Origin of the sequence: Streptomyces sp. NPDC057543 (assembly GCF_042801895.1) — a bacterium.
In the GTDB taxonomy this organism is placed as follows: Bacteria; Actinomycetota; Actinomycetes; order Streptomycetales; family Streptomycetaceae; genus Streptomyces.
In genome coordinates, this window is sequence record NZ_JBHVFF010000166.1 from 1 (window position 1) to 19,016 (window position 19,016).

The window sequence follows — 19,016 nt, forward strand, 5'->3', positions numbered from 1 at the left end:
CCGGTTCGGTTCGTGACCCGCCCTCTTCACGCGTCCAGCGGAAGCGTCAGCGCATCTTTCCGCCGCGTGGCATCCGCATGCCCTTCGGCATCGGCCCCTTGGGCAGCGGCATGTTGCTCATCAGGTCGCCCATCGCGCGCAGCCGGTCGTTGGCGGCCGTCACCTGCGGGCCGGTCAGGATGCGCGGCAGCTTCAGCATCTTCGTGCGCACCTTCTTGAGCGGCACCTGGCCCTCGTCGTTGCCGACGATGATGTCGTGCACCGGTACGTCGACCAGGATGCGCGCCATCTTCTTCTTCTCGGCCGCGAGCAGCACCTTCACCCGGTTCGGGTTGCCCTCGCCGACCAGCACGATGCCCGCTTTGCCCACGGCACGGTGGACGACGTCCTGGCTGCGGTTCATCGCGACCGCGGGTGTCGTGGTCCAGCCCCGGCCCACCCGGTCCAGCACCGCCGCCGCAGCGCCCGGCTGTCCCTCCATCTGCCCGAAGGCCGCGCGCTCGGCACGCCGTCCGAAGACGATCGCCATCGCGAGGAGGCCCAGCACGAAGCCCAGGATGCCCACATAGATCGGGTGGCCGATCAGGAAACCGACCGCGAGAAGGACACCGAAGGTGACGATTCCCACACCCGCGACGACAAGACCGATCTTGGAGTCGGTCCGCCTGGTCATCTTGTAGGTCAGGGCGATCTGCTTGAGCCGCCCCGCGTTCTCGGCGCTGTCCGCGCCTTCAGTGTTTGCCTTCCTCGCCATGTACCGAAGTTTACGTGGCCTAGGAACGGTGGTCGGCCGCGGCCTCCAGTACGTACTCGGCCTCGACCCGGTCCTTGGCCCGGCGCCGGTCCTCCAGGACGGCCGTCCAGGCATTGCGGCGGGCCGTGCGCTGGCCGCTGCTCAGCAGCAGCGACTCGACGGCACGGAGGGCATTGGTGACGGAAGGGATGGCGGTGGCGCGTACCGGCACGGCCTGCATCGTGGAAATCTCCTCGGAGCGGATGTGCGGACTGAGTGACGTGGACTCAGCTGCCCGGGCGGCTGCCCGGGACTGCGTTGCGCGAAGTGGGTGGCGTGGGCTGGGTGCGGGAAGCGGCGGTGGCAGCGGCCCGGAGAGCCACTGCGTCGTGAGACCCAGCGTCACTGCTCGGTGTTACCAGCGCATGACCGGTCGGTCAAACACCAATGAAACCTTGTTATGGGCCGAGCGCACGCCGACGCGGCCCATACGCGCCCCCGACCTGCGGGGAGCGGATGAGCCGCGTCGAATCAGTTGTTACTGCTCGGTAGCCTATTGTGCGGGGATTCACATGGCGGGCGTCGCCGCGACGGCACCGCGCCGCTCGATCGCCTGCTGGAAAAGGCGGCCCGCGCGGTACGAGGAACGGACCAGCGGCCCGGACATCACGCCGGAGTAGCCGATCTCGTCGGCCTCCTCCTTCAGCTCCACGAACTCGTGCGGCTTCACCCAGCGCTCGACCGGGTGGTGGCGCACGGACGGCCGCAGGTACTGGGTGATCGTGATGAGCTCGCAACCCGCGTCGTACAGGTCCTGGAGCGCCTCGCTGACTTCCTCGCGGGTCTCGCCCATGCCGAGGATCAGGTTGGACTTGGTCACCAGACCGGCCTCGCGGGCCCGCGTGATGACCTCCAGGGAACGCTCGTAACGGAAACCGGGGCGGATCCGCTTGAAGATCCGCGGCACCGTCTCGACGTTGTGCGCGAGCACCTCGGGGCGCGAGGAGAAGACCTCGGCGAGCTGCTCGGGCACCGCGTTGAAGTCGGGGATCAGCAGCTCGACCTTGGTGCGGCCGGCCTCCCGCTGGGCGGTCAGCGCGTGGATCTGGCGGACGGTCTCCGCGTACAGCCAGGCACCGCCGTCCTCCAGGTCGTCGCGCGCGACGCCCGTGATCGTGGCGTAGTTCAGGTCCATCGTGACGACGGACTCACCGACCCTGCGGGGCTCGTCCCGGTCCAGCGCCTGTGGCTTGCCGGTGTCGATCTGGCAGAAGTCACAGCGCCGGGTGCACTGGTCGCCGCCGATGAGGAACGTGGCCTCGCGGTCCTCCCAGCACTCGAAGATGTTGGGGCAGCCGGCCTCCTGGCACACCGTGTGCAGGCCCTCGCTCTTCACGAGCTTCTGCAGCTGGTTGTACTCGGGGCCCATCTTCGCCCGGGTCTTGATCCACTCGGGCTTGCGCTCGATGGGGGTCTGGCTGTTCCGGACCTCCAGGCGCAGCATCTTGCGCCCGTCGGGTGCGACAGCGGACACTCCGGCACTCCCCTTTGCTTTCGCTGCATTGGATTCTTCGGCGAACACCAGGGTACGCCCGTAATTCAAATGGCTTTACGTTTGGCCAACCTGTGGCCGACAGGGCCTATTCCCGGCCCGGTATTCAGGCCGTCATGCCGTGGCCACGGCATCCGTGGGACGTTCGATGGTGCGCGGGGCGAGCTCCGCGTTCTCCAGGACGTCCTTCAGGTGCTTCTCCACGACCGGGAGCACGTCCTCGACGGTGATGTCGCGGCTCAGTTCGTACGCGAGCGACGTGACGCCCGCGTCCCGGATGCCGCACGGCACGATGCGGTCGAACCAGGTGTTGTCCGGGTTCACATTGAGCGCGAAGCCGTGCATGGTCACGCCCTTGGCCACCCGGATGCCGATGGCGGCCAGCTTGCGGTCCTCGCGGCGCTGCCCGGCGTTGGACGGGGCGTACTCGGGGCCGTTCAGCCGCGGGTCGAACTCCTCGTCCTGCAGCCGCGGGTCGAAGTCGAGGGAGAGGCCGCCGATCGACGGGCGGTCCTCGACCGGGTCGCCGAGGACCCAGACCCCACTGCGGCCCTCGACCCGGGAGGTCTCCAGGCCGAACTCGGCGGCGGTACGGATCAGCGCGTCCTCCAGCCGGCGGACGTGTGCGACGACATCCACCGGCCTGGGCAGCTTCTGGATCGGGTAGCCGACCAGCTGTCCGGGGCCGTGCCAGGTGATCTTGCCGCCGCGGTCCACATCGATGACCGGGGTGCCGTCCAGCGGGCGCTCACTGTCGGTCGTGCGCCGCCCGGCAGTGTAGACGGGCGGGTGTTCCAGCAGCAGACAGGTGTCCGGGACGGCGTCCTCGAATCTGGCCGCGTGCACCTCGCGCTGCTTCTGCCAGGCCTCCTGGTAGTCGACGGCTTCCTCGCCGAATCCCAGCCGGACGAACCGAAGCTCGGTCACGACAGATGCCTCCCTACTCGCGGTGCCGGGAGCCGGGGGTGCCCGGAGCCACGCCACCATGCACTGAATCACGCCCCGCCACTGTACGACCGGGGCCCGGTCGGCGGCCCAGCAGGTCGATCCCGTCAGCGCCACCCTCAATCCTCACACGATCGGATGAAAGTGAAGCGAAGGCGGCTGTGTCCGCCGCAGAGGCCGCTAAATTCGCGCCGTTCCATGCGGGCTGCCCGCCCGGCCCCGAAGGCAGGAGACCGTACAGCTGATGTCGGAACGACCTCCGCAGCGCACCCCCAACCGCCGACTCGCCTCGCTCATCTCCGAGGCCGGCTTCTCCAACGCCGGCCTCGCCCGCAGAGTGGACCAACTCGGCCTGGAACACGGCCTCGACCTGCGGTACGACAAGACATCCGTGACCCGCTGGCTGCGCGGTCAGCAGCCCCGCGGGACCACCCCCGCGCTGCTCGCCGAGGTCTTCACGCGGCGGCTCGGGCGCCGCCTCTCCGCGCAGGACCTGGGCCTCGACGCGTGCGCCCCCGTCTACGCGGGCCTGGAGTTCGCGGCCACGCCCGCCGAGGCGATCGACATCGTCAGCGGACTGTGGCGCAAGGACTCGGGCAGCCATGCGGAGCTGCGCAAGATCGCCTTCACCCCGGCCGGACTCGTCGTCCCCAGCCGGGACTGGCTGATCGGCCGGGCCGACGAGTGGGTGGGGCGGGGGAACGGTTCCGCGCCACTGGTACCGGGTGGAGTCGCTGGGGCCGGTGGTGGTGCCCGTGCGGCGGGTGGTGCTCGTGCGGCTGGTGGGCTCGGCAGGTCCCTCGGGGCTGGTGGGGCCACGGGGGCCATTGAGGTCGGTGGTGCGGGGTGGGCCGGTGGGCCCGGCGGGGCACGCGGGATCGGAGCCCAGGGATTACCCGGCTCGCACGGCGCGCACCGGCTCGGCGGCAGCGCGCCCGGCGGTAGCACCCACGGCGGTACGGGGGCGGCCGGCGCCGGCGGCCGCAGCGGGGCCCGTGGGCCCGCGCCCTCCCGGCCTTCCGGACCGTCCGCACCTCCCGGATCCCCCACACCTCCGACCGCTCCCGCCGCCCCGGGAGCAGGGCAGGCAGGCGCCCCCGGCGTCCCCCGGCAGCGGCAGTCCGACCGCGGCTCCGGCCAGCGGGTCGGCGTCGGCGACGTCGCCGCCCTGCGCTCGGTCGGCGAACTCTTCCGCACCCTCGACAACGCCTACGGCGGCGGCCACGCCCGGCAGGCCCTCGTCCGGTATCTGGAGCACGAGGCGGAACCGATGCTGCGCGGGACGTACGGGGAGGCCACCGGGCGCCGGCTGTTCTCCGCCGCGGCCGAGCTGACCCGGCTGGCGGGCTGGACCTCGTACGACATCGCGGCCCACGGCCTGGCCCAGCGGTACTTCGTCCAGGCGCTGCGGCTCGCCCAGGTCGCCGGGGACCGTGCGTACGGCGCCTACGTCCTGATCACCATGAGCCGGCAGGCCGTCTATCTCGGGCACGGCAGGGAGGCCGTGCAGCTGGCCCGCGTCGCCCAGCAGGGCATCGGTTCGTCGGCGCCGCCCGTCGTCCAGGCGCTGCTGCACGCCGTCGAGGCACGCGGGCACGGGGTGCTCGGCGAGGCCAGGCCCTGCACCGCCTCGCTGGCGCGGGCGGAACGCGCGCTGGAGAACGCCCGTCCAGGGGACGAGGCGCCGCACTGGACGCGTTACTTCGACGAGGCCCAGCTCGCCGACGAGTTCGGCCACTGCCACCGGGATCTGCAGCAGTACACGGCCGCGGCACAGCACGCGGAGCGCTCCCTCCAGCTGCGCGCCCCGGCGTACGCCCGCAGCAGGCTGTTCTGCCGGGTGGTGCTGGCCTCCGCGCGGCTCGGGCTCGGTGAGCTCGACCAGGCGTGCCTGCTCGGCGCGGAGGCCGCCCAGCAGGCGGCGGAGATGCGGTCGGTGCGGGCGACGGAGTACGTACGGGACTTCGAGCGTCGCCTGGAGCCGTACCGGGACGCGGCCGCGGTGCGCGGGTACCACGAACGGGTCGCGGCCCTGGGGTGATCCACATCCCGCGGGACCACCCATGACTCTTCCGCGTGACTCCCGCGCGCGACAGAACGGGTGGTGGCCCGGACCGGGAGCGATCGGTCCGGGCCACCACCCGTTTCGGCAGGGCTCTCTCAGTGCCCGCGTACCTCGACCTCCGCCAGCGACAGCGGGTTGGTGCCGGAGGTCAGTTGCACGCGGACGTACCTGCCGGAGGTACCCGCCGGGAGCTGCACGGTGGAAGGCCGTCCGGCCTGGCCGGTGACATGGACCGCCGTCACACCGGGTGCGGTCCGTGCCTCATCGAGTCCGTCGCCTGTGATCGGGGTGTCCGAGGTCATGACCCAGAAGTCCTTCAGCCGGTCGGAGCAGCAGTCGGTGCGGTTCCAGATGTCGACTGCGGACAGTGACTTCGGGGCGCCCAGGTCGACCTGCCACCACGCCTGTGACGAGGGCTCCGCGGTGTGGGTCACCGAGCCCGATCCGAAGGAGCCGTCGGTGTTCCCGTCGACGGCGCGGGAGGCGGGGGCGTCCCACGCGGTGCTCTTCTGGGTGGCCGGCTTGTTCCGGGCGAGGTTCTCCAGGGCCACCGTGACCTTGACCGCCGTGGTGGTCGTGAGACGTCCGTGGCGCAGGGTGATGTTCAGCGTGTACGTACCGGGGGCCGCGGAAGCGGGTGGCGTCACGGTGAACGGGACCTTCGCGTCCGCGCCCGGCGCCAGCGGGTGCACGCGGGTGGCCGCCGGGGTGACGGTCCAGCCCTCGGGTCCGGACAGCCCGATCCCGGTCCCGGATGCGCGCTTGCGGGCGGTGTTGGTGAGGGTCAGGGTGCCGTCGGCGGCGCGTCCGGGGTTGAGCTCCTTCGGCAGTTCGGTCCTCGTGCGGACGAGGGTGTTCACGCCGGGAGTGGTGACCTTGAAGACGTACGCGCTCGTGCTCCTGGTGGCCGACGCCCCGTCCTTCGGCGTCTCGACGATCACGCGGCCTGCGGAGTCCTTGTGCCAGGGCAGTGCGCTGCCGTCCGAACCGAGCAGCGTGATACGGGAGTCGGCGGCGACGGGGGTGTCGGCGCCGAGGGTGAGTTCGGCGCCGGGCCACTCCAGCGCGGTCGCGTACAGCGCGCCGTCCTTCACCGTGTAGCGGATCTCGTCGTCGCTGGACGGCTCCTCGGCATGGTGCCAGTAGGTCGTCCCGTAGATCGCCTCGCCGTTGATCTTCAGCCAGGCGCCGATGTCGAGCAGCCGCTGCTGCTGGATCTCGGGGATGGTGCCGTCGGCGCGCGGGCCGATGTCGAGCAGCAGATTGCCGTTCTTGCTGACGATGTCGGTGAGCGAGTCGATCAGCTGGTCGGAGGTGAGATGGTCCTCCTCGGGCTCGTTCTGGTTGTAGCCGTAGGAGTGCGCGATGCCCCGGCTCGCCTCCCACTTGTTCGGGTCGATGTCCGGCTTGACCGTGTACTCGGGTGTCTGGAAGTCGAGTTCCTTGCTGTCCAGCGCACCGGTCTCGATCTTGCAGCGGTTGGCTACCGCGACTTCCTTCGGGTGTGCCCGGTTCTTCGCGCGGTTGTAGTAGTCGGCGATGACGGGCGCGGTCTTCCAGTACGACGCGGGTTTGTCCCACTGCCCGTCGCACCAGATGATGTCGGGATCGTACTGGTCCACCAGCTCGTTCAGCTGCGGGACCATGTAGTCGCCGACGTAGTCCTTGACCGACGGGGCTCCGGTGTACGGGACCTCGGCGCCGGTGTACGGGTTGCGGACCGGACTTCCGGTGTACGACGGGTTGTACCACTCGTACAGTGAGTAGTAGAAGCCCGCCTTCAGTTGCCCGCCCGCGGTGTCCTTGCGTGCCGCCTTGAACAGGTCGCCCGCCAGGTCGCGCTTCGGGCCGAGATCCACGGTGTCGCGGCCGCTGACCTTGCTGTCGAACAGTGCGACGCCTTCATGGTGCTTGGAGGTCAGCACGAAGTATTTGGCACCGGCATCCTTGAACAGCTTCACCCAGGCGTCCGGGTCGTACTTCTCGGCCTTCCACTGGCCGATGAAGTCGTCGTAGTTCGCGGCCGTGCCGTAGGTGTCCTTCTGATGGGTGTTGGTGGCGCTGCCCTTGCTGTTCATGTAGTTCCAGTACCACTCGGCGTAGCTGCCGCGCGGACCCCAGGCGGGCACCGAATAGGCGCCCCAGTGGATGAAGATGCCGAACTTGTCGTCGTTGAACCACGTGGGCGTGGGGTGGCTGTTGAGGGACTCCACCGTCGGCTCGTAGTCCTTCGACGGGGGTTCGGGCGCGGCGGAGGCCGGGGTGGTCAGGAGGCCGGCGAGGGCTGCCAGAGCCGTTGCTCCGACGAGTCTGGTACGGGTGCGGGTCACTGCGGGTTCCCTTCGGGTCAGCGGTCGTAGTGCGCGTAGTCGGCCCGGACCTGTTCGGGGCTCAACGCCTCGTCCCAGGTGGATACTTCGTCGAGATCTCCGCGCAGCCCGGCCTTCTCGGTGCCGATCGAGCGCAGCGGGAGCGGAACCCGGGGTGTCACCGGGTCGGGCCGCAGGCCGGGCGGGTCGCCGAGCCGGGCGACCAGCGTCCGGAAGTCCTGCACGGTGTCCGGTGTGGTGGAGGCGTTCCAGGAGCGGTCCGCGATGATCGTGCGTGCGGTGGCCATCTGCTGCTCGAAGTAGCCGTCGTCGGCCCAGAAGTTGTAGTCGGCCCAGTTCATCGGACCGGATCCGAGGAGATCCGGCGCGGTGCTGGGTATCCCCGCCGACAGCTGCGTGTGGCCGCCCGCTTCGGTCCACTGGGTCGGCCTGGGAACAACGGGCGGCCCTGGGGCAGCCGCTGAGGCGCTTGTGCTCGATCCAGGTTCGTCCGGGGGCTGGTTCGCCACCGCGACGGGAGTGATAGATCCGATGACTAGAGCTATAAGGAGCGGCAGAGCGGGCATGGCTCGGCGCACTACGGCCTCCTGGAGTCCGGTTTCGCCAGGACCGTAGCGGTAGATGCGATGCACGACAAGGGTGTTTACGGGAGTGGTGTGGACCACTCCCGTAAACGGGAGGTGGGGCGAGAGATCCGATCTGTAAAGGGTGTTCGGGGTTGGGATCGGCTGGACCGGGGCAGGATGTGCGCGGGTGGACTCAGGCCGCTTCGCGCAGCTCCGCTTCCAGGTGGCCGGGCCGTACGCCCAGATCGGTGAGGATCGCCTCGGCCGCGCGGCGGCCCGAGAGCAGGGCGCCCTGGACCGTGCTCGTGTCGCGGTGGTCGCCGCACACGTACAGTCCGGCGAGCAGCCGGACCGGGCGGCGCAGATCGTGCGGGGCGGGCATCGCCGGGACCGCCTCGGGGTCGTGGTGGGCGGCCAGCAGCTCCCAGTCGTCGGTGGGGGTGCCGTACAGGGCGGCCAGATGGGCCCGGACCGTGCGGTCCAGGTCGGGCGGTGGGGTGCCGAGCACCGTCGAGCTGATCAGGGTCCGGCCGTGCGGGGCGCGCGACGGGTCGACCGCGCTCATCACCGCGGTGTGCGCGACCGGGCCCGAGCGGTCGGCGTCCAGCAGCAGCGCGGCACCGGTCGGCGGGGGAGCGGGGGCGGTGTGGTGAAGGACCGTCACCGGGTGGAAGGGCGGCACCCGCAGGCCGGGAAGCAGTTCGGCGGCGGCGCCCGCGCCGGTCGCCAACAGCAGGGAACGGCAGCCCAGTTCGCCGTGCTCCTTGGTGCGGACCGAGGTGATGTCGGCTGCCGTGACATGCACGCCCGTGCGTACGGTGCCGGGCGGCAGCGCGGCCGCGAGCAGTTCGGGCAGCCGCGCCGAACCGCCCTCGGGCACGCACAACCGGCCGCGCGCGTAGTCGCGCAGGGTGAGATCGGCGCACCGGCTGGACGTGGTGAGCCGCGGGTCGCTGAGCAGCGCGGTGAGCAGCGGCCGCAGAAAGCCGTTGACCGTACGGGCGGTCAGGCCGCGGCGGGACAGGGCGGCGAGCGCGGTCTGCTCGGGCCGGGCCAGGATGCGGGCGGCCGGGGTCGCGGCGAGCCGGGCCAGGGCCGCGCCCAGCCGGGCCTGGTCGATCGGCCCGCCCATCGGCGAATGGGGGGCGCTTGCCAGGGCGCGCGCCGCCTTGAATGCGCCCCGCGCGCCCCGTACATCGCCGGTCCGGTACCGGCGGCCCTCGCTGTGGACGAGCACCCCCGGCGCGAAGCTGCGCAGCACGAGCCCGTCGAGGGCGGGCATCAGGCGGAGCTCCGGGTACGAGGTGCTGAGGAGCGGGCCGAGGTGGTCGAGCAGGAAGCCGTCCGTTTCGGCGGTGGTCATCCGGCCGCCGACCCGGGGGCCGGCTTCCAGGACGCTGACACTTACCCCTGCGCTGGTCAGTCGGTGGGCGGCTGACAGGCCGGCGATTCCGGCCCCGATGATGACGACGTCCGCGTGGCGTGCCGAGCTGAGCACGTGCCCTCCCCGAGTCGGCGCAAATTCTGGGAGGCTCTTGCCCCCGACTGGCCCCCGGAATGCCCGAGTTCGCAAGGAGGCTAGGAGGGCGTCCGATGCGGGCGCAGTCGCGCGTACCGGGGGCACCGGTGCACGGGGTCGCACGTACGTCCGCATGCGTGCGGGATGTGCGGGCCGAGGCCGCGCAAGGCCCGCCCCGCGTTCAGCGCAGCGCCGCGCGGATCGCCGCGTCGATTCCGGGGAAGGCGAACACGAAGCCCGAGTCCAGCAGTCGGCCCGGCAGCACCCGCTGACTGCCCAGCACATCCTCGGCGAAGTCCCCCAGGGCGATCCGCAGGGCCGGTGCCGGAGCGGTCAGGAGCGTGGGACGGCGCAGTACGCGCCCCATCGCGGCCGTCACCTCGCCGTTGGTGACGGGGTCGGGGCCGGTCAGGTTCACCGGACCCGACAGCGACTCCGTCTCCAGGATGTGCCGCAGCGCCGCGACCTCGTCGTGCAGCGCGATGAAGCTCCAGTACTGGCGTCCGTTGCCCAGCCGCCCGCCGAGCCCCGCGCGGAACAGCGGGAAGAGCCGGCCCCAGGCCCCGCCCTCACGCGCGACCACCAGACCGGTGCGCGCATGCACCGTCCGTACGCCCGCCTCCTGTGCGGCGGCCGTGGCCGCCTCCCATGCCACGCACACGGACGGCAGGAATCCCTCGCCGGCCGGGGCGCTCTCGTCGACCGCGCGGTCCCCGGTGTCGCCGTAGTAGCCGATGGCCGACCCGGACAGCAGAACCTTCGGCGGTGCGTCCAGTGAGGCGACGGCCTCGGCGATCGCCGTCGTCCCGAGTACCCGGCTGTCCCTGATCTCCCGCTTGTACGCCGGTGTCCAGCGGTGGTCGCCGACGCCGGCGCCGGCGAGATGGACGACGGCGTCGCAGCCCACCAGGCCCGCCACGTCGACGTACCGGCGCCGGGGATCCCACTCGACCTCGTCACCGGCCCGTGCGGGGCGTCGCACCAGGCGTACGACCTCGTGCCCGTCGGCCCGCAGCGAGCGCACCAGCGCCGCTCCGATGAGTCCGGATGCTCCGGTGACAGCGATACGGGAGTGCAGCATGGGGCCATCCTGCCGCAGAGGCCGCGGGCGCGCCTCGCCCGCCGGGCCGACGACCCCCGCACGGGTCATCCGAAGAGCAGCCGGAGGGCGACATCCCGGTAGTGCCGGACGTGCCGCAGGGCGCAGCCGGCCGCGGCCTCGACGTCCGCGGCGGTGATCGCCGCGCAGAGCAGCCGGTGCTCCTCCCACAGCGGTCCCGGGTCGTCGATCTGCTGGAACAGCCAGCGCAGCCGCCCCTCCAGGGACTCCAGGGTGGTGACGAGCAGTTCATTGCCCGACAGATCCACGATGTGATGGTGGAAGGCGGTGTTGGCCCGCGAAATGCGCTCCGGCCTGCCGGACAGGGTGGCCCGGCGGGCGGTCTCCAGCAGCGTTTCCAGCTCGCGCAGCTGATCGTCGGTGGCGCGCTCGGTGGCGCGCCGCACCGCCAGCACTTCGAGCGCCTCGCGCATGTCGAAGAGGTTCTCCACGTCCAGCCGGGAGAGCTGCTTGACGACGATCCTGCGCGGCGAGAGGGCCTGCAGGAACCCCTCGCCCAGCAGGATGCGGATCGCCTCGCGCACCGGAACGCGGGAGACTCCGAACTCCTCGGCCACGTCCCGCTCGACCAGCCGGTCGCCCGGTTTCAGCCGGCCCGTGATGATGCGGTCGCGCAGTCCGTCGCAGACCTGGTCGCGCAGCCAGACCGTGCCGGTCGGTGAACCGGCCGCCTCGCCCGGCGTGTTGGTGCCGCTCACATGTCCTCCGCGTATCGGTTCGCTCAAGGTATACCAAACGCTTGACGCCCAACCGGAACGGCTGCTTTCTTTGGTATACCAAAACGCGGAACGGCTCGGCCGGGACCGCTGCTCACCCTGTCCGATCAGCGATTCGAGGGTTTGCCATGACCAGTACGTTCCCCACACCGGCGGCCGGTGGGTCCACGCGCGCCACCGGCCTCAGGAGAAAGCGCTCCCCGGGTGAAGAGAACCGCCCGACCCGGGTGCGCTGGAAGATGTTCGTCCTACTGCTGGGCATCGTCGCGCTGAACTACATCGACCGCGGCTCCGTGTCCGTGGCGCTGCCACTGATCACCCATGACCTCGGCCTCTCCAAGGAGACGACCGGGTTCCTGCTCAGTGCCTTCTTCTGGACGTACGCGCTGATGCAGATACCCAGTGGCTGGCTCGCCGACCGCTTCGGTGCCCGCCGGATGGTCTCCGGGGCCTGCGTCGGCTGGGGCATCGCCCAGAGCCTGACGGCCGCCGCCGGGGGCGCGGGTTCGCTGCTCGGCTACCGGCTCCTCCTCGGCGCCGTCGAGGCCCCCGTGATGCCGGCCGGAGGCAAGCTCAACGCCCAGTGGCTGCCCGCCGAGGAGCGCGGCCGGGGCGCGGTGCTGCTGGACGGAGGTGCCCCGCTCGGCGCCGCGCTCGGCGGCATCGTGATCTCCGCGCTGATCGGCTGGACGGGCAGCTGGCGCATCAGCTTCGTCATCGCGGGCGTGCTCACCGTCGCCGCGGGCCTGTACGCCGGCTGGTACATCCGCAACACTCCCGCCGAGCACCCCGGCGTCAACGCGGCCGAAGCCGCGTACATCGAGAACGCGCACGCCCAGGAGGACGCGGCCGGGCCCGCCGACGAGCGCGGCGGCCTGCTGCCGTACCTGAAGTACCGCTCCTTCTGGGCCATGTGTCTGGGCTGGATGGGATTCAACGGCGTCTTCTACGGACTGCTCACCTGGGGCCCCCTCTACCTCTCCGAGGCCAAGGGGTTCAACATCTCGACCATCGGCTGGTCGACCCTGGTCATCTTCGGCGCCGGTTTCGTCGGCGAACTGACCGGCGGCTGGACCTCCGACCGCTGGAAGGCCAAGGGCGCCGGAGTCAACACCGTGATGCGCACCATGATGGGCATCGCCGGGACCGCCGTCGTCGCCGGGCTGCTCGGCGTGGTGCTGGTGCCCGACGCCATGACGGCGGTCGCGCTCCTCTCCGTCGTCCTCTTCTTCCTCCGCTGGGCCGGTCTGTACTGGTCGCTGCCGTCGATCCTGGCCGGACGGGCCAACGCCGGAGTCGTCGGCGGGGCCATGAACCTCTCCGGCAACATCGCCGGGATGATCACGCCGATCGTGGTCGGCTTCATCGTCGGCGGCACCGGTTCCTACACCTGGGCGCTGCTCTACTTCGTCGGCGCGGGCGTCCTGTTCACCGTGTCGTCCCTGACCATCGACTACAGCAGGAGGCTCGCCGTCCGATGACCACAACAACCCGCCCCGGACACCTCCGCATCGGGATGCTCACCCCGTCCTCCAACACCTGCCTGGAGCCCGTGACCTACGAGCTGCTGCACCGTACGGACCTGGCCACGGCCCACTTCGCCCGGGTGCCCGTCACCCGCATCGCCCTGGACCACGGCTCCGACGCGCAGTTCGACCCGGAGCCGATGCTCGCGGCCGCCCGGCAGCTCGCCGACGCGGACGTCGACGTCATCGCGTGGAACGGCACCTCGGGATCCTGGCTCGGCCCGGACCGGGACCGCGCACTGTGCGCCCGGATCACCGAGGAGATCGGCATCCCTGCCACCACCTCCACCCTCGCACTGCTCGACGCCTGCGCCGCATACGGCGTGACCCGGCTCGGGCTCGCCCTTCCGTACACCCCGGACGTCGCCGGGCGGATCGTCGCGCAGTACGCGAAGGAGGGCCTGGACTGCACGCTCGCCGAACCCTTCGGCATCAGCGACAACGAGGCCTTCGCCCGCATCCCGGAAGCGGATGTCGCCCGGCAGATCGAGGCGGCGGCCGACGACGCGCATGCGGTCGCGGTCGTCTGCACCAATGTGTACGGGGCGGGCGCGGCCCGCCGGCTCGAACCGGAGCTGGGCATCCCGGTGTTCGACAGTGTCGCCGCGACCCTGTGGAAGGCGCTCGCACTGGCCAGGACGGGGGTCCCCGTCCTGCCCGGCCACGGCGATCTGCTGCGTTCCGGCGCACTTCGCTCCCGCTTCCAGGACATCCTGCACACCCTGCTGGCGGCGACCGGCGCGGACCGCACCACGCTCCGGCTCGATCTGCCCGAACACGGACTGCGCGTCGATCTGACCGCTGCCGAGGCGCTGCGCGAGGGCGTGCGGTCCATCCGCCGTGACGCCTCCCTCGACCAGCGCCGGCTCAATACCGTCGAGTGGCTGGAGCAGCGGCGGATCCCCCTCGTACAGCCGCACTTCGACGCGGCCCCGCATCCGCCGCAGGCCCTCGTCGAGGTGTACGGCGTCCACGCCCAGATGCTCTCGCCCGTGGTTCGTGACCGGGCCATGACCGGCTGGATCTCCGTACACAGCAGGGACGAACGCGACTGGACCCCGCGGGACACCGCCGCGCTCCGGACCGCCACCGACCACGTGACCCAGCTCATCGACACCGACCGGAAGGCAACCGCCGCATGACCAAGGACATCAGGATCGCGCTCGGTGTGGACGTCGACGCCGTCGCCGGCTGGCTCGGCAGCTACGGCGGTGAGGACTCGCCCAACGACATCCAGCGCGGCGTCTTCGCCGGCGAGATCGGCACCCCGCGGCTGCTCAAGCTCTTCGACCGGTACGGGATACGGACCAGCTGGTTCATCCCCGGCCACTCCATCGAGACGTTCCCCGAGCAGACCCGTATGGTCGCCGAGGCGGGCCACGAGATCGGCGCCCACGGCTACTCGCACGAGAATCCGATCGCGATGAGCCCGCAGCAGGAGGAGGACGTCCTCGCCCGCTGTGTGGAGCTGATCGAGGAGTTCACCGGCCGCAAGCCGCGCGGCTATGTGGCGCCCTGGTGGGAGATGTCCCCGTACACCGCCGAACTCCTCCACAGGTACGGCTTCTCCTACGACCACAGTCAGAACTACCGCGACTTCACCCCCTTCTACGCCCGGGTCGGCGACAGCTGGACGAAGATCGACTTCACCAAGGAGGCCAAGGAGTGGATGAAGCCCCTGGTACATGGCCATGAGGTCGACCTGGTCGAGTTCTGCGGCAACTGGTACGTCGACGACCTGCCGCCCATGATGTTCAACAAGCACGCGCACAACAGCCAGGGCTATGTCAGCCCGCGTCAGCTGGAGCAGGACTGGCGCGACCAGTTCGACTGGGTCCACCGCGAGCTCGACTACGCGGTCCTGCCCATCACCCTGCACCCGGACGTCAGCGGTCGGCCGCAGGTGCTGCTGATGCTGGAGCGCTTCATCGAGTACGTCTCCGGGCACGAGGGCGTCAGCTTCTGCACCCTGGAGGACGCGGCCGACGACTTCCGCCGCCGGTTCCCGTTCGACTCGGCCGAGCGCCCCGCCGATATGCGCTGAGACGGAAACCGGGCTGACCGGGCAAGGTGCGGCGTGGCACAGTGGCACGCATGCCCGATATACACCAGCACCCGGTCAGCCCCGTCCGTTCCGTCCGCCCCGCGGTCCTCGCCGACGAAGCTGCTCTCGGCGAACTCGACCGTTCCACGTGGTCCACGCTGCACGCGGTCATGCCGAAGCCGCAGCCGCCGTACGCGCCGTTCTTCGACGACCGCCACAAGCCCGAGGAATTTCTCGTCGCCGAGGCGGAGAACGCGGCAGGGGAGGTGTCCATTGCCGGATACATCAGGCTGGTCCCGCCGACCCCGATGGCCTGCAACGCCCATGTCCGGCAGATACAGGGCCTCGCCGTGGCCGACCGGGCGCGCGGCCGCGGGGTCGCCAGGACCCTGCTGCGGGCCGCGTTCGCGGCCGCTCGGAGCGACGGGGCGAACCGGATGACGCTGCGGGTGCTCGGGCACAACGCGCCCGCGCGGGCCCTCTACGAGTCGGAGGGGTTCGTCGTCGAGGGCGTGCTGCCCGGGGAGTTCTACATCGGCGGACGTTACGTCGACGACGTCCAGATGGGCCGCTCGCTCGCCCTCTGACCGTTCGGTTCCTACTCAACCCGTGAACAGGCGCATGCCGCCCATGAGTTCGTGCAGACAGCGGACCGCCAGATCGGCGGGTGAGCCGGGCCCGCTCGTCGGCGCGTCCGTCTCCGCCCAAGCCTCCAGCGCTACCCGTACCGCGTCCGTGGCGGCCGCTGCGGCGAGCCGGACCTCCAGCGGGTCCGCCCCCTCGCCGGCCAGCCGGGTCAGCACCGGCAGCAGCCGTTCCTCCGAATCCTGATTGACCCGGTACCAGACGGCACGCAGTGCCGGGTCCGCCGCCGCCGCCCGCAGCAGCCCGCGCGTCCAGCCGAGCTGCTCGGCGGCGTCCGCGCCCGGCACCCGGAGCGCCTCGGTGACCGCCCGCTCCAGGACCACGGCGAGCGCGTCCCCCGGCTCGGCCGCTTCGAGCAGCGCCCGCCAGCGCTCGGCGCCGCCGGAGAGCAGCGGGCCCACCGCGTCCTGCTTGGAGCGGAAGTACCGGTAGAAGGTGCGCAGCGCCACGCCCGCCCGATGGGCGATGTCCTCCGCGGTGGTGCCCTCGGGCCCGCGCTCGGCGAAGAGCGCGGCGGCGGCGCGCGCGATGTCCAGCTGGGTCGCGGCCTTGCGTCGTTCGGTGAGGGACGGCTGGGACGGCCGACTCGGCTTGGGGCTCATTCCCAGGAGATTACCCCGGCAGGGGAGAGGTGTGCGCAAAATGACGTCATGGCAAAACGTGCCACTTAGGCGTACGGTGGACATCGGTCGAGGTGGATTCGAGAACCTTCGAGACCGTTTCGGCAGAGCTTCGAGAGAGCTTCGAGAACGCTTCGGGACAGCAGTCACCGGGATCGGGAGAGAACAGAAATGAACCGTTACGAAGGCCGTCGCGCACTCATCACCGGCGGTGGCTCCGGCATCGGACAGGCCACCGTTCACCGCCTCCTCGCCGAGGGCGGCCGCGTCGTCGCGGCCGATGTCAACGAGGACGGGCTGAAGGCCACGTACGGGACCGCCGTGGCGAACGGCACCGCCGACCGCCTCACCACCCTCGTCCTCGACATCTCGGACGAGTCCGCGGTCCGGGCGGGCGTCGCCTCCGCCGTGGCCACCCTCGGCGGCCTCGACGTGCTGGTCAACGCGGCCGGAATCCTGCGCTCCGAGCACACGCACAAGACGACGCTGGAGTTCTTCAACAAGATCCTCGCGGTCAACCTCACGGGTACGTTCCTGATGATCCGTGAGGCGATACCGGCCCTGCTGGCGGGCGACAAGCCGGCCGTCGTGAACTTCTCCTCCACCTCGGCGAGCTTCGCGCACCCCTACATGTCGGCGTACGCGGCGAGCAAGGGCGGCATCCAGTCGATGACGCACGCGCTGGCGAGCGAGTACAGCAAGCAGGGGCTGCGGTTCGTCGCCGTCGCGCCCGGCTCGATCTCCTCCGACATGACCAGCGGCAACGGCCCCGGGCTGCCCGCCGATGCTGACATGTCGCTCTTCGCGAAGCTGTCCCCGGCGCTCGGCGAGGGCTTCGCCAGCCCGGACACCGTCGCGGGCGTCGTCGCGATGCTCGGATCGCACGACGGGGCGTTCATCACGGGTACGGAGATCCGGATCGACGGCGGCACGCACTTCTGACGCGGTGACAGAACCCGCTTCCGCCTGATCCGGCGTGACGGCGTGACGGCGTGACGGCGTGACGGCCGGACGGCCTGACCCTGTGACGGCGTGACGGCAGGGCCCCGGCGGGTTCAGTCGGCGCCGAACCGCTCCCAGAGCGCCGGCAAGCGTTCCGCCAGGACCTCTTCGTCCTCGAGACTGAACGGGGTGCCCGCCGGCTCGGCGGTCTGGGGCGGCAGGCCGAGGTCCGGGGTGACCACGCCGGTGAGCTGTTCGTACGCCTCGTCGGCGGCGTAGCCGAGGTCCTCGGCCTCCCCGTCGACCTCCGGGTCGAAGTCGTCGAGGAGGTCGGCGAGGCCGTCCGGATCGTGCAGCGCGCCCTCGAAGACCTCCCGGCCCTGCCCGATCAGCCAGCAGCGGAAGAAGTCGAAGGCGTCGTCGCTCGCGCCGCCCAGCAGCACGGCGGCGGCGCCCCACAGATCCCAGCGGTATGCGCGGTTGTAACGGGCCTCGAAGTGCCTGGCGAAATCCAGCACGGCGTCGGGATCGAGCCGCACCAGCCGTTCGACGAGCAGATCGGCCTGGTCCTCGGGGTCGCCCTCGGCGGCCTCGCGGGTGCTGTCGACGATCTCCCAGAACTCCGTCTCGTCCATCACGGCTCAAGCATCGGCCTTGGCGGCGGGCGATGCACGCGGACGCGTCGAAAAGGACCCCTCAGCGATAGAGGTCGCGCAGGCGTTCGGCGGCCGCGGCGAACCGGGCCCGCAGAGCGGCCGGTTCGAGGACTTCCAACTCGGGTCCCAGGGCGAGCAGTTGGCTGTACGCGATATCGAGGGACTCGACCGGCAGAGTGACCGTCAGCCGCCCCCGCGTGTCGGCCGGTCCCGCAGCGTCCAGTGCGTCCTGGACCGCCGAACGGTCCAGTGCGTACGGCAGTCGGCGTACCCCCTCCTCCGACACCCGTACTGTCACCTCAGTGCGCAGGAGCGAGCGGGCGAACTGTGCGGCCCGCTCGTCCCAGAACCCCGGCAGATCGAACCGCTCGTCGCGCGCGAACCGCTCGTCCGACACCGCGACGGCCGAGAACCGGTCGATCCGGTACACCCGGAAGTCCTTCGCCACCCGGGCGCAGAGGTACCAGACCCCGGCCTTCAGGACGAGCCCGTACGGGGCCAGCTCCCGCTCCACCTCCTCGTCCCGGCCGCTGCGGCGGTAGCGGGCGTGGACGATCCGGTCGTCCCAGACCGCCTCCGCGACGGCCGGCAGCAGCTCGGGGGTGACCGGTTCCTGATACCAGCCGGGAGCGTCCAGGTGGAAGCGCCGGGCGGCACTTGCCGAGGCGTCCCGGAGGGACGGGAGCAGCGCCGCCGACACTTTGAGCCGGGCCGCGGACGCGGCGTCCTCCAGGCCCATCTCGCGCAGGGCGGAGGGCAGCCCGGAGAGGAAGAGTGCCTCGGCCTCGCTGCGGGCGAGCCCGGTGAGGCGCGTACGGTACCCGCCGACCAGCCGGTAGCCCCCGGCCCGGCCGCGGTCCGCGTACACCGGGACACCCGCCTCGGAGAGCGCCTGGGCGTCCCGGGTGACGGTCCGTTCGGACACCTCCAGCTCCTGGGCGAGCTCGGCGGCGGTCATGGCGGGACGGGACTGCAACAGCAGCACCATTTTGATGAGACGGGCAGCACGCATGCGGCCATTGTGGCCGGATGCGTGC

General features: G+C 71.0%; 18 protein-coding genes. 6 read left to right on the plus strand and 12 right to left on the minus strand.

Features of this window, described 5'->3' with window-relative positions:
* Window positions 1-46 precede the first annotated feature (46 nt).
* From ACFU8Q_RS25355 to lipB, 4 genes are all read right to left on the minus strand, one after another.
* A complete protein-coding gene (locus ACFU8Q_RS25355; protein ID WP_384457721.1) occupies window positions 47-754 on the minus strand; it encodes a DUF4191 domain-containing protein in 708 nt (235 codons plus the stop codon).
* 19 nt (window positions 755-773) lie between these two features.
* Window positions 774-974 carry a hypothetical protein gene (locus tag ACFU8Q_RS25360; protein ID WP_351207429.1) on the minus strand — a complete coding sequence of 67 codons (201 nt, stop codon included), beginning with the start codon at window positions 972-974 and terminating at the stop codon, window positions 774-776.
* Between the two features lie 327 nt (window positions 975-1,301).
* Entirely contained in the window at window positions 1,302-2,267 is a 966-nt protein-coding gene (lipA, locus tag ACFU8Q_RS25365; protein WP_384457723.1) for a lipoyl synthase, read from the minus strand.
* Window positions 2,268-2,399: 132 nt separating this feature from the next.
* Window positions 2,400-3,212 (minus strand): lipoyl(octanoyl) transferase LipB, encoded by an 813-nt coding sequence (lipB, locus tag ACFU8Q_RS25370; protein ID WP_384457725.1) that lies wholly within the window; start codon window positions 3,210-3,212, stop codon window positions 2,400-2,402.
* Between the two features lie 262 nt (window positions 3,213-3,474).
* Here lipB and ACFU8Q_RS25375 point away from each other — a divergent pair, with 262 nt between their 5' ends.
* Window positions 3,475-5,271, plus strand: coding sequence for a regulator (locus ACFU8Q_RS25375; protein ID WP_384457727.1), 1,797 nt, complete (start codon window positions 3,475-3,477; stop codon window positions 5,269-5,271).
* 119 nt (window positions 5,272-5,390) lie between these two features.
* On the opposite strand, the gene ACFU8Q_RS25380 is transcribed toward ACFU8Q_RS25375, so the two are convergent.
* The 5 genes from ACFU8Q_RS25380 to ACFU8Q_RS25400 form a co-directional block, all read right to left on the minus strand.
* Window positions 5,391-7,625 carry an alpha-L-fucosidase gene (locus ACFU8Q_RS25380; RefSeq protein WP_384457729.1) on the minus strand — a complete coding sequence of 745 codons (2,235 nt, stop codon included), beginning with the start codon at window positions 7,623-7,625 and terminating at the stop codon, window positions 5,391-5,393.
* 17 nt (window positions 7,626-7,642) lie between these two features.
* Window positions 7,643-7,966: a hypothetical protein gene (locus ACFU8Q_RS25385; RefSeq protein WP_384457731.1), complete on the minus strand. Its 324-nt coding sequence runs from the start codon at window positions 7,964-7,966 to the stop codon at window positions 7,643-7,645.
* Between the two features lie 418 nt (window positions 7,967-8,384).
* Window positions 8,385-9,689 (minus strand): NAD(P)/FAD-dependent oxidoreductase, encoded by a 1,305-nt coding sequence (locus ACFU8Q_RS25390; RefSeq protein ID WP_384457733.1) that lies wholly within the window; start codon window positions 9,687-9,689, stop codon window positions 8,385-8,387.
* A 202-nt stretch (window positions 9,690-9,891) separates the two neighbouring features.
* The gene (locus tag ACFU8Q_RS25395) at window positions 9,892-10,791 is read right to left on the minus strand and encodes a TIGR01777 family oxidoreductase (protein WP_384457735.1); all 900 of its coding nucleotides are present in this window, start codon (window positions 10,789-10,791) and stop codon (window positions 9,892-9,894) included.
* Window positions 10,792-10,856: 65 nt separating this feature from the next.
* Window positions 10,857-11,528: a GntR family transcriptional regulator gene (locus ACFU8Q_RS25400; RefSeq protein ID WP_384457737.1), complete on the minus strand. Its 672-nt coding sequence runs from the start codon at window positions 11,526-11,528 to the stop codon at window positions 10,857-10,859.
* A gap of 146 nt (window positions 11,529-11,674) precedes the next feature.
* Here ACFU8Q_RS25400 and ACFU8Q_RS25405 point away from each other — a divergent pair, with 146 nt between their 5' ends.
* Genes ACFU8Q_RS25405 through ACFU8Q_RS25420 form a run of 4 tightly spaced genes read left to right on the plus strand, consistent with a single transcriptional unit; the run spans window position 11,675 to window position 15,703 of the window.
* Window positions 11,675-13,027: an MFS transporter gene (locus ACFU8Q_RS25405; RefSeq protein WP_384457739.1), complete on the plus strand. Its 1,353-nt coding sequence runs from the start codon at window positions 11,675-11,677 to the stop codon at window positions 13,025-13,027.
* On the plus strand, window positions 13,024-14,214 hold the full coding sequence (locus ACFU8Q_RS25410; protein ID WP_384457741.1) for a GAF domain-containing protein: 1,191 nt from the start codon (window positions 13,024-13,026) through the stop codon (window positions 14,212-14,214). The genes ACFU8Q_RS25405 and ACFU8Q_RS25410 overlap by 4 nt, the downstream gene beginning before the upstream one ends.
* Window positions 14,211-15,116, plus strand: a complete 906-nt coding sequence (locus ACFU8Q_RS25415; RefSeq protein ID WP_384457743.1) for a polysaccharide deacetylase — start codon at window positions 14,211-14,213, stop codon at window positions 15,114-15,116. The genes ACFU8Q_RS25410 and ACFU8Q_RS25415 overlap by 4 nt, the downstream gene beginning before the upstream one ends.
* Before the next feature lie 50 nt (window positions 15,117-15,166).
* The gene (locus ACFU8Q_RS25420; RefSeq protein WP_384457745.1) at window positions 15,167-15,703 is read left to right on the plus strand and encodes a GNAT family N-acetyltransferase; all 537 of its coding nucleotides are present in this window, start codon (window positions 15,167-15,169) and stop codon (window positions 15,701-15,703) included.
* Window positions 15,704-15,718: 15 nt separating this feature from the next.
* Here the strand turns inward: ACFU8Q_RS25420 and ACFU8Q_RS25425 are convergent, their stop codons facing one another.
* On the minus strand, window positions 15,719-16,363 hold the full coding sequence (locus ACFU8Q_RS25425; protein WP_384457747.1) for a TetR family transcriptional regulator: 645 nt from the start codon (window positions 16,361-16,363) through the stop codon (window positions 15,719-15,721).
* Between the two features lie 189 nt (window positions 16,364-16,552).
* On the opposite strand from ACFU8Q_RS25425, the gene ACFU8Q_RS25430 reads away from it, so the two are divergent.
* Window positions 16,553-17,323, plus strand: coding sequence for an SDR family NAD(P)-dependent oxidoreductase (locus ACFU8Q_RS25430; RefSeq protein ID WP_384457749.1), 771 nt, complete (start codon window positions 16,553-16,555; stop codon window positions 17,321-17,323).
* Between the two features lie 113 nt (window positions 17,324-17,436).
* Here the strand turns inward: ACFU8Q_RS25430 and ACFU8Q_RS25435 are convergent, their stop codons facing one another.
* Both ACFU8Q_RS25435 and ACFU8Q_RS25440 read right to left on the minus strand, forming a co-directional pair.
* Window positions 17,437-17,958 (minus strand): DUF4240 domain-containing protein, encoded by a 522-nt coding sequence (locus tag ACFU8Q_RS25435; RefSeq protein ID WP_384457753.1) that lies wholly within the window; start codon window positions 17,956-17,958, stop codon window positions 17,437-17,439.
* Window positions 17,959-18,019: 61 nt separating this feature from the next.
* Window positions 18,020-18,991: a helix-turn-helix transcriptional regulator gene (locus tag ACFU8Q_RS25440; RefSeq protein ID WP_384457751.1), complete on the minus strand. Its 972-nt coding sequence runs from the start codon at window positions 18,989-18,991 to the stop codon at window positions 18,020-18,022.
* Window positions 18,992-19,016: the final 25 nt, after the last annotated feature.

Bases quoted from the DNA above. Each gene is read 5' to 3' on its own strand.
- ACFU8Q_RS25355 (WP_384457721.1), bottom strand. From the start codon at position 754: ATGGCGAGGAAGGCAAACACTGAAGGCGCGGACAGCGCCGAGAACGCG.
- ACFU8Q_RS25360 (WP_351207429.1), bottom strand. From the start codon at position 974: ATGCAGGCCGTGCCGGTACGCGCCACCGCCATCCCTTCCGTCACCAAT.
- ACFU8Q_RS25375 (WP_384457727.1), top strand. From the start codon at position 3,475: ATGTCGGAACGACCTCCGCAGCGCACCCCCAACCGCCGACTCGCCTCG.
- ACFU8Q_RS25385 (WP_384457731.1), bottom strand. From the start codon at position 7,966: ATGAACTGGGCCGACTACAACTTCTGGGCCGACGACGGCTACTTCGAG.
- ACFU8Q_RS25395 (WP_384457735.1), bottom strand. From the start codon at position 10,791: ATGCTGCACTCCCGTATCGCTGTCACCGGAGCATCCGGACTCATCGGA.
- ACFU8Q_RS25405 (WP_384457739.1), top strand. From the start codon at position 11,675: ATGACCAGTACGTTCCCCACACCGGCGGCCGGTGGGTCCACGCGCGCC.
- ACFU8Q_RS25410 (WP_384457741.1), top strand. From the start codon at position 13,024: ATGACCACAACAACCCGCCCCGGACACCTCCGCATCGGGATGCTCACC.
- ACFU8Q_RS25415 (WP_384457743.1), top strand. From the start codon at position 14,211: ATGACCAAGGACATCAGGATCGCGCTCGGTGTGGACGTCGACGCCGTC.
- ACFU8Q_RS25420 (WP_384457745.1), top strand. From the start codon at position 15,167: ATGCCCGATATACACCAGCACCCGGTCAGCCCCGTCCGTTCCGTCCGC.
- ACFU8Q_RS25425 (WP_384457747.1), bottom strand. From the start codon at position 16,363: ATGAGCCCCAAGCCGAGTCGGCCGTCCCAGCCGTCCCTCACCGAACGA.
- ACFU8Q_RS25430 (WP_384457749.1), top strand. From the start codon at position 16,553: ATGAACCGTTACGAAGGCCGTCGCGCACTCATCACCGGCGGTGGCTCC.
- ACFU8Q_RS25435 (WP_384457753.1), bottom strand. From the start codon at position 17,958: ATGGACGAGACGGAGTTCTGGGAGATCGTCGACAGCACCCGCGAGGCC.
- ACFU8Q_RS25440 (WP_384457751.1), bottom strand. From the start codon at position 18,991: ATGCGTGCTGCCCGTCTCATCAAAATGGTGCTGCTGTTGCAGTCCCGT.